Source organism: Kocuria sp. SM24M-10 (assembly GCF_001027955.1).
In the GTDB taxonomy this organism is placed as follows: Bacteria; Actinomycetota; Actinomycetes; order Actinomycetales; family Micrococcaceae; genus Kocuria; species Kocuria oceani.
In genome coordinates this window covers 63441-71269 of sequence record NZ_LDNX01000132.1, presented here as the reverse complement: position 1 = coordinate 71269, position 7829 = coordinate 63441, and the positions used below count along the sequence as shown (strand labels likewise).

Here is a 7829-nt window from a genome sequence, read left to right as displayed (position 1 = left end):
GCAGTCCGGGCCGACGCGGTCCGAGCCGATGCGGTGCCGGCTGGCTCGGTGCCGACGGGCGCGGTCCCGGCCGGCGCGGTTCCGGCCGCCGTCCCGCGCCGTCCCGCGCTGGCGAAGCCGCCCGTCCGCAAGGCCGCCCGCGACCTGGGCGTCGACCTCGCCGAGGTCCCGGCGACCGGCGCCGCCGGGCAGATCACCAAGCAGGACCTCCTCGCCCACGTCGCCCGGCTCGGCGAGGCCGCGACCCGGCGCCGCCCGCCCGCCCCCGAGGAGCGGGTCGATCGGATCCCCGTCAAGGGCGTGCGCAAGGCCACCGCGCAGAACATGGTGCGCAGCGCGTTCAGCGCCCCGCACGCCTCGGTGTTCGTGGAGCTCGACGCCACGCGCACCATGGAGTTCGTCCAGCGGCTCAAGACCGCCCCGGACTACGAGGGGGTCAAGGTCACACCCCTCCTGGTGCTGGCCAAGGCCGTCATCTGGGCCGTGGCGCGCAATCCGCAGGTCAACGCCACGTGGACGGACGAGGAGATCCTCGTCAAGCACTTCGTGAACCTGGGCATCGCCGCCGCGACGCCGCGCGGGCTCATGGTCCCGAACATCAAGGACGCCCAGGACCTGTCCCTGCGTGAGCTGGCCGTGGCGCTCGACGAGCTCTCGCGCACCGCCCGGGCCGGGCGCACCCAGCCCGCGGACATGCAGAACGGGACCCTGACCATCACCAACATCGGCGCCCTCGGCCTGGACACCGGCACGCCGATCATCAACCCGGGAGAGGTCGCCATCGTGGCCTTCGGCAGCATCAAGCAGAAGCCCTGGGTGATGGACGGCGCCGTGGTGCCCCGCTGGGTCACCACGCTGGGCGGCTCCTTCGACCACCGGGTGGTCGACGGCGACCTCGCCGCCCGCTTCACCGCGGACGTCGCCCGGATCCTCGAGGAGCCCGCGCTGCTGCTGGACTGAGCTCCGGGGCCGCTGAAGCCCCGGGCCGGCCGGCACGGCAACGGCCCCGCACCGGTCGGTGCGGGGCCGTGTGCTGCGTCGTCGACGAGCGCCTCCACGTCTGCGGCTCTCCCCGCCGGGCGGGTGCCCGGCGTCACGCGGACGCGGAACGAGGTGGTCGCCGCCGACCGCGCGGTGCCGCAGCGCTCGTGGACCCGTGATTGAAATCCCCCCAGACACAATCACACATCTCATTCACGACGGATCACTCGTGCGACGCCGGCCGCGGTGGCGACCTGCCCGATCGGCCCCCGGTGCTGCCACCGGCGACCTGGTCCACGCCCCGGACGACCGCCTCAGCGCGGTCCTCGGGGATCCAGGACTGCGTCCATTATGGCCACCGGCCTGGACGAAAGTCTGTCCCCCGATGTGCGCCCGGCCCGATCGCCGGCGGCCGCACGGACGGGAGGTCGTCCCCGGGCCGCACCCGGCCCGGACGCCGGCCGCGACCGTAGGCTGGGGCCATGCTGCCGCACCCGCCGCCCCGCCCGTCCGCACGCTCCACGGTCCCGCCGTTCCGGGTGATGGAGATCCTCGCCGACGTCGAACGGCTGCGCGCCGCCGGCCGGGACGTCGTCTCGCTCTGCGCCGGTGAACCCTCCGGCGGCGCCCCGCAGGCCGTCGCCCGCGAGGCCGCCCGCGTGCACGCCCGCAACGAGGGACTCGGCTACACCCCCGCCCTGGGCATCGAGCCGCTGCGCCGCGCCGTGGCCGGGCACTACGCCCGGTGGTACGGCCTGGACGTCGCGCCGGAGCAGGTGGCCGCCACCACGGGCGCCTCGGGAGCGCTGGTCCTGACCTTCCTCGCGGCCTTCGACGTGGGGGACCGGGTCGCCGTCTGCCGCCCGGGCTACCCGGCCTACCGCAACACCCTGGCCGCGCTGGGCGCGGAGGTCGTCGAGCTCGACTGCGGTGCGGCGACGCGCTTCCAGCCCACCCCCGCGATGCTCGACGCCGCGGTCGCCGCGCACGGCCCGCTGCACGGCCTGGTCGTGGCAGGTCCCGCCAACCCGACCGGCACCGTGCTCGAGCCCGGCGAGCTGGCGGCGCTGGCGCGATGGTGCGCCGAGCACGGGACACGGCTGATCAGCGACGAGATCTACCACGGCATCGTGCACGCCGCCCCCGCGGGGAGCGGCCCGCGGAACGGGGCGCCGTACCGCGGCACCAGCGCGTGGGAGCACGACCCCGACGCCGTGGTCATCTCCTCCTTCTCCAAGTACTGGGGGATGACCGGGTGGCGGCTGGGCTGGGCCCTGCTGCCCCGGGACCTCGTGGCTCCGGTCGACGCGCTCGCGGGCAACCTCAGCCTCTGCCCGCCGGCCGCCGCCCAGTACGCCGCCGTGGAGGCGTTCTCGGAGGAGGCCTATGCCGAGGCCGACCGGGCGGTGGAGCAGTTCGCCCGCTCCCGGAGCCTGCTCCTGGAGGCCCTGCCCGCTCTCGGCTGGGGCGAGAGCGCTCCGGCGGACGGGGCGTTCTACCTCTACGCGGACCTCGGCGAGCAGCTCGAGCGCCACGGCAGCTCCCTGGAGTGGTGCCGCCGCCTGCTCGAGGCGGAGGCCGTGGCGGTCGTGCCGGGACTGGACTTCGACGCCGCGCGCGGTCACCGCACCGTCCGGCTGTCCTTCGCGGCGGGACCCGCCCAGGTCGAGGAGGCCGTCACCCGGATCCTGCGGTTCCAGGCCCGGTCCTGAAGCACTGCGCGAGGTGACCGGGGAGCACCCCGGTGCGCAGCAGGAACCCGTGGGCGGTCGTGCGGCCCACGAAGACCAGGCCGAGATCCTTGAGCCGGGCGGCGAGCCGCTCCGCCTCCGGGGACCGGCGGGTCAGCTCCAGCACGGTCCCGGGCGGCTGCGCGCCCGCCGGCGGCTCGCCGGCCAGCTCCGCCCAGTCCGCCGGAGCGAGCCCCGCGCACGCCCGCGCGTTGTGCACCACCGCCTCGATCTTGACGCGGTTGCGGATGATCGCCGGGTCGAGCAGGAGCTCGTCGACGGCGTCCTCCGTCAGCTCCGCCACGTCCCCGGCGACGAAGCCGCGGAACGCCCGGCGGAGACCGTCCCGCCGCTGGGCGATGCTCCACCGGGCCAGGCCCGCCTGGAAGATCTCGAGGCTGAGCGCCTCGAACCAGCCGGGGGAGTCCACGGGCGGGGCTCCCCAGCGGTGGTCGTGCTCCTCGAGGGCGGCCGGGCCCGTGGGCGCCCAGGGGCAGCGGCGCAGGCCGTCCCCGCAGAGCACGGCCCGGAAGGCGTCGTCGGCGTGGGAGCCGGCGCTGCGGGCACGGTCGGGGCTGTCGTGGGAGCCGGTGGTGCGCGGCGGATCAGCGGTGCGGGCACGGCCGGCGTCGTGAGGAGGAGCGGCGGTGCGCGCGGGGCCGTCGGGGTCGGGGAGATCGGCGGTGCGGCCGGGGCCGTGCCCGGCGGAGACGGTGTCCATGCGCCCACCGTAGGAGCGGCCGCGCCGGTCCCGACCGGCGGGCACCCGGTTGTGGACGGTCCGTGCCGGTCCGCCCGAGCCGGCGGGCCGGTGCAGTGGAACCGGCACGGTGCCCGCGGCGGGCCGGCTCAGAAGCGGGAGACCTCTCCGGTCACGTCGGCGATCTCGATGGCCACGGGCTCCTCGTCCCCCGCGTTGCCGTCGTGGACGATGAACACGGCGGTGGGGTCCCCCTCGGGGAAGGCACGGATCGTCACCGACCCGGACGTCGCGGCGTTGAGCACCTCCATGGACCGGCGCGTCGCGGACCGCAGCACGGCGGTGGGCAGGGGCTTGCCCCGCTCGTCCAGGATGTCCACCTGCACGCCGCGCGCCCGCGCCGCCCGGGTGACCTCGAGCAGGTAGGGGGTCGCCACGGAGCGGCCCCGGATGGAGTCCCGCAGCTGCGCCTCCGTGAGCCGGAACTGCTCGATCTCGTAGTCGGAGACCGGGGAGGGGTCGTGCGCGATGCGCTCGAGCAGTCCTCCCGCCAGCCGGCGCACCTCGTGCACCCGCTGGACGGAGGCGTTGACGGTGTCCTTCTCGGCCTCGTCGTGGGAGCGGGCGGAGATCACCATGTCCCGGGCCTCCGCGAAGGCGATGGAGGCGCGGTCGTACTCGCGGGCGATCAGCTGGCTGGCGAGCAGCAGCGCCGCGGTCGCCGCGTTGCTCAGCGCGGCGTCCCACAGCCCGGTCGCGGAGCGGGCGCCCCACGTCATGGAGATGGCCACGGCGATGACCAGCGTGACCCACCCCCAGCCGCCGCGGCGACGGATGCCCAGGGCCACGATGAAGCCGTCGAAGCCGAGGGTGAACCACTGCCCGCCGAACAGCTCGGCCCGCGGGTCCAGGGCGTCGTAGGAGCGCTGGATCGAGACCAGCATGAGCAGCACGGCCAGAGCGGTGGGCAGGTCCGGCAGCCGCCGCCCGTACGGGTAGACGACCAGCGCCACGGCGATCACGTAGGTCACGAGCGCGGCCTGCATCAGCTCCGGCTTGTCCATGCTCTGGGTCTGCAGGATGCCGAGCACCACGGGGATCAGGAAGAAGACCGCGGCGGCCACCAGGGTCAGCGGGTGGAAGAAGGCGCGGGAGATCACGGGCGGGCGTCCCGCGGCCAGAGGATCGTCACCCTGGTGCCCCGCCCGGGTGCGGAGTCGACCTCGACCTCGCCGCCCACCTGCCGCACGCTGCCCAGGATGGACACGCGGACCCCGAGCCGCCGGGAGTCGACGCTGCGCGGCTGGAAGCCCCGGCCCCGGTCGACCACCTGGAAGCGCAGGTAGAAGCCCTCCGGGTTGATCGCGGTGGGCGGGCACGCCCCCCCGTCCATGGTCACGAACGTGATGTCGGTGCCGGAGTGCCGGGCGCTGTTGGAGACGGCCTCGGTGATGGCCTGGACCAGCGCCTGCGCCGTCTCCACGGGGATGAGGGGCCGCGGTTCGCCGGGCGGCCGGATGTAGGGCGTGATGCTGTTGAAGCGCACCCGGTTGCGCCACGGGGACAGGGACTCCAGCAGGTCGTCCAGCAGCGTGTGCACCATCGTGGTGTCCTTGCCCTGGGCGCGGCGCTCCTCGAAGACGAGGACGTCGAGGGCGCGCTGGGCGAGCTCCCGGGTGCGGCGCTGGACCGGGCCCGTGGCGCGGCCGGCGTCGAGCAGGGCCGCCATGACGTTGTCGTGGATCAGGCGGTCCAGCCGCTCCTGCTCCTCGGCCTGGGAGCGGGAGCGGGTGAGCTGCAGCTCCTGGGCGATCGCGTCCGCGTAGACCTGGTCCGCGTTCCTCCCGCCCCGGAGGACGAAGCTGATCAGCACCACGAGCACCACGCCGAACGCGATCCGGCTCGTGGCGTCGAAGAGCACGTCCATGATGTCCGGGACGGCCGCGGTCCGCACCATGACGAGGACGTAGAGGACCGTCACGGACGTCAGGTAGGCCACGGCCAGCTCGAGGCTCCACACGACCACGGTGGCGCAGGCCGCGAGCAGGATGAACGGTTCCACCCACGGGTCCTGCGGCGGTGCCTGGCCCGTCCAGGCCAGCGGCAGCGTGACGACGGCGAGCGCCACCAGCACCGGCGCCACGATGATCGGCCACGTGCGGACCCGCTGCCGGGCCGACTGCAGGAGCAGCACGGACCCGTTGAGCAGCAGCGCGACCAGGAAGACCAGGTGCCACCGCCCGAAGGAGCGCAGCTGGTCCTCCAGGATGGTGAGGGACTCCAGGAACAGTGCGACGGCCACGAGGCCGTGGCAGATGTTGGCGAGCAGGAGGAGCCGGTAGGAGTTCATCCCCAGCTCCTGCGGCGAGGCCGGCACCAGCAGGCTGGTGCGGCGCCGCCGGGCCGGGACCTTCCGGTAGGCGAGCGGGGACCGGGGCGCGACGTGGCTCACGGAGCGGCGGTCCTCAGCGGCGCCGGGGGCGGCTCACAGGTGCTTCTCCGCCGTGGTGATGTCCGCGGTCGGCTCCACGAGACCGTCCTCGATCGCCCGGATGCGCAGGTCGATCTTGGTGGGGGCCGGGCGGCCGACGCGCGCGTACTTCTCGCGGATCCGGTCGATGTTGGTCTTCACGGCGCTCTGCTTGATCCCCATCCGGCGGGCCACCTGGACCTGGGCGAAGCCGGAGGCGTAGAGCCGCAGGGTCTCCTGCTCGCGCGGGGAGAGGCTCGCCCGGGAGAACTCGACGTCGCCGTCGATCGCGGCGGCCAGCTCCTTGGTGATCACCGGCTTGCCCTCGGCGATGTTGCGGGCCTCCTCGATGGCGTGCTCGAGCGGGTCCGACTTGCGCACGAGTCCCAGTGCCCCCGCCCGCAGCGCCTCGCGGATCAGCGCGGCGTTCTCGCCGATGCTGAAGATCAGCACCTTCATGCCCGCGGCCCGGAGCAGCTCCACGTTGGCGGCGGGTCGCGACAGGTCGTTCAGGGAGAGGTCCAGGAGCACGACCTCGCACTCGATCCGCTTCGCGCCCTGGGCGGTCAGGGCCGGGTTCTCGGGGTCCCGGCCCAGCTGGTCGAGCAGGTCCGGCACGCTGGAGGCCGATCCGACGAGCTTCACGTCCGCCTGGGAGGTCATGGAGACGAGGCGGACGCCCTCCCGGACGACCTCGTGGTCATCGACGACGGCGACAAGGGTGGACGGCATGGGTGTTTCCTCCGGGTGCTGCTCGGTGGGCCGGTCCGCAGATTTCTGCGTGGGGGTGACGGATCTCACCGAGGTGCTCCGATTGTCCCCCTTCGTCCCGGGGGAAGCGAACCCGACACGGCTCCGGGTGCGAACGTTACCTCCCCGTGTCCCCCCAGCGGTCGACCCGGCGGTGGTAGCGGATGCCCCACATCCCGCCGAGCACCGCCCCGAGCAGATCGACGAGCAGGACGGCGGCCACGGCGAGCAGGCCCGGGACGAGCAGGTCGCCGATGAGCGCCTGCGCCGAGACGCCGACCGGCGCCAGGCCCACGGTGTCCGCCCACAGCAGCCCGGCCACGGTCGCCACGGACCGGCCGAACAGGGACCACAGCCACACGGACACGCCCTGCCGGGCGCCCGAGAAGCGGGCCATCCGGCCGGCGGCGTACCCGCCGGCGAGGAAGGCGAGGAGCTCGACGACGCCGAGCACCGCCGCCCCGGTCCAGGCCGCCGCGGAGCCGGCGGCCAGGTCGTCGACGACCCCGCCCATGCCGCTGTCGACCCGGAAGCCCAGGGCCGCCGCGGCCAGCCCCGCCGGCGCCAGCAGCAGCCAGGTCACGGCGAGGGCGCTGAGCCAGCCGAAGAAGCCGGGGACGAGCTGCAGGCCGCCGAACTCCTCCCGCTGCCGGGCGTAGCGGGTCGCGGGGTCGGCCGGCACCGGGCCGGCACCGGGGGCCGGGTACCCGGAGGGCGGATAGCCGGGGGAGAGGTGTCCGGAGGGCGGCTGCTCCCCGGCGGTGCCGCCGGGGAACGGGTGCGCGGCCCCGCCGGTGCCCACCGCGGGCGTCGGATCGGTGCGGGGACCCAGCTCGGGCGCCCGCGGCGGGTCCTCCGGCACCGGGCGCTGGGCGCTCACCGCCGGCAGCGGCCGGGTGTGCTGGGTGTCGTCGTCGTACCACGACCAGTCCTCGTCCTCGCTCCCGGACTCTGACCCGGACCCGGCGTCCGGCGCCCGGTCCTGCGGGGCGGCGCCGTGGCCGGAGGAGCCGGTCGCGGGGAACCGGCTGACCGGCGGCAGCGGGCGCGTGGCGTCGTCGCCGGCGTCGTGCGGGCCGGTGTCCGACCAGGGCATCGGGTCGTCGGCGGAGGGCGAGCCGGGTGTCGAGGAGGGAGTCATGTCATCGAAGTCTACGGGCGGGCGCCCCCGGCGGGACTGGGAGCCCGCGGCGACCGC

The 7829-nt window shown here is 74.9% G+C and carries 7 protein-coding genes; 2 read left to right on the top strand and 5 right to left on the bottom strand.

Features of this window, described 5'->3' with window-relative positions; all coding sequences use genetic code 11:
• A partial coding sequence (locus tag ABL57_RS16100; RefSeq protein WP_238986093.1) for a dihydrolipoamide acetyltransferase family protein occupies nt 1–960 on the top strand: 960 nt, incomplete at its 5' end.
• Nucleotides 961–1463: 503 nt separating this feature from the next.
• Nucleotides 1464–2693: an aminotransferase class I/II-fold pyridoxal phosphate-dependent enzyme gene (locus ABL57_RS16095; protein WP_047804483.1), complete on the top strand. Its 1230-nt coding sequence runs from the start codon at nt 1464–1466 to the stop codon at nt 2691–2693.
• Here the strand turns inward: ABL57_RS16095 and ABL57_RS23425 are convergent.
• The 5 genes from ABL57_RS23425 to ABL57_RS20885 form a co-directional block, all read right to left on the bottom strand.
• On the bottom strand, nt 2659–3432 hold the full coding sequence (locus ABL57_RS23425; RefSeq protein ID WP_053005051.1) for a DNA-3-methyladenine glycosylase I: 774 nt from the start codon (nt 3430–3432) through the stop codon (nt 2659–2661). The two genes, ABL57_RS16095 and ABL57_RS23425, sit on opposite strands and share 35 nt — an antisense overlap.
• Nucleotides 3433–3560: 128 nt before the next feature.
• Nucleotides 3561–4571 carry a hypothetical protein gene (locus ABL57_RS16085; protein WP_053005049.1) on the bottom strand — a complete coding sequence of 337 codons (1011 nt, stop codon included), beginning with the start codon at nt 4569–4571 and terminating at the stop codon, nt 3561–3563.
• Nucleotides 4568–5863 carry a sensor histidine kinase gene (locus tag ABL57_RS16080; RefSeq protein WP_053005047.1) on the bottom strand — a complete coding sequence of 432 codons (1296 nt, stop codon included), beginning with the start codon at nt 5861–5863 and terminating at the stop codon, nt 4568–4570. The genes ABL57_RS16085 and ABL57_RS16080 overlap by 4 nt, the downstream gene beginning before the upstream one ends.
• A 33-nt stretch (nt 5864–5896) precedes the next feature.
• On the bottom strand, nt 5897–6613 hold the full coding sequence (locus ABL57_RS16075) for a LuxR C-terminal-related transcriptional regulator (RefSeq protein ID WP_047804482.1): 717 nt from the start codon (nt 6611–6613) through the stop codon (nt 5897–5899).
• A 136-nt stretch (nt 6614–6749) separates the two neighbouring features.
• Nucleotides 6750–7772 carry a hypothetical protein gene (locus ABL57_RS20885; RefSeq protein ID WP_152683428.1) on the bottom strand — a complete coding sequence of 341 codons (1023 nt, stop codon included), beginning with the start codon at nt 7770–7772 and terminating at the stop codon, nt 6750–6752.
• Nucleotides 7773–7829: the final 57 nt, after the last annotated feature.

Bases quoted from the DNA above. Each gene is read 5' to 3' on its own strand.
- ABL57_RS16095 (WP_047804483.1), top strand. From the start codon at position 1,464: ATGCTGCCGCACCCGCCGCCCCGCCCGTCCGCACGCTCCACGGTCCCG.
- ABL57_RS23425 (WP_053005051.1), bottom strand. From the start codon at position 3,432: ATGGACACCGTCTCCGCCGGGCACGGCCCCGGCCGCACCGCCGATCTC.
- ABL57_RS16075 (WP_047804482.1), bottom strand. From the start codon at position 6,613: ATGCCGTCCACCCTTGTCGCCGTCGTCGATGACCACGAGGTCGTCCGG.
- ABL57_RS20885 (WP_152683428.1), bottom strand. From the start codon at position 7,772: ATGACTCCCTCCTCGACACCCGGCTCGCCCTCCGCCGACGACCCGATG.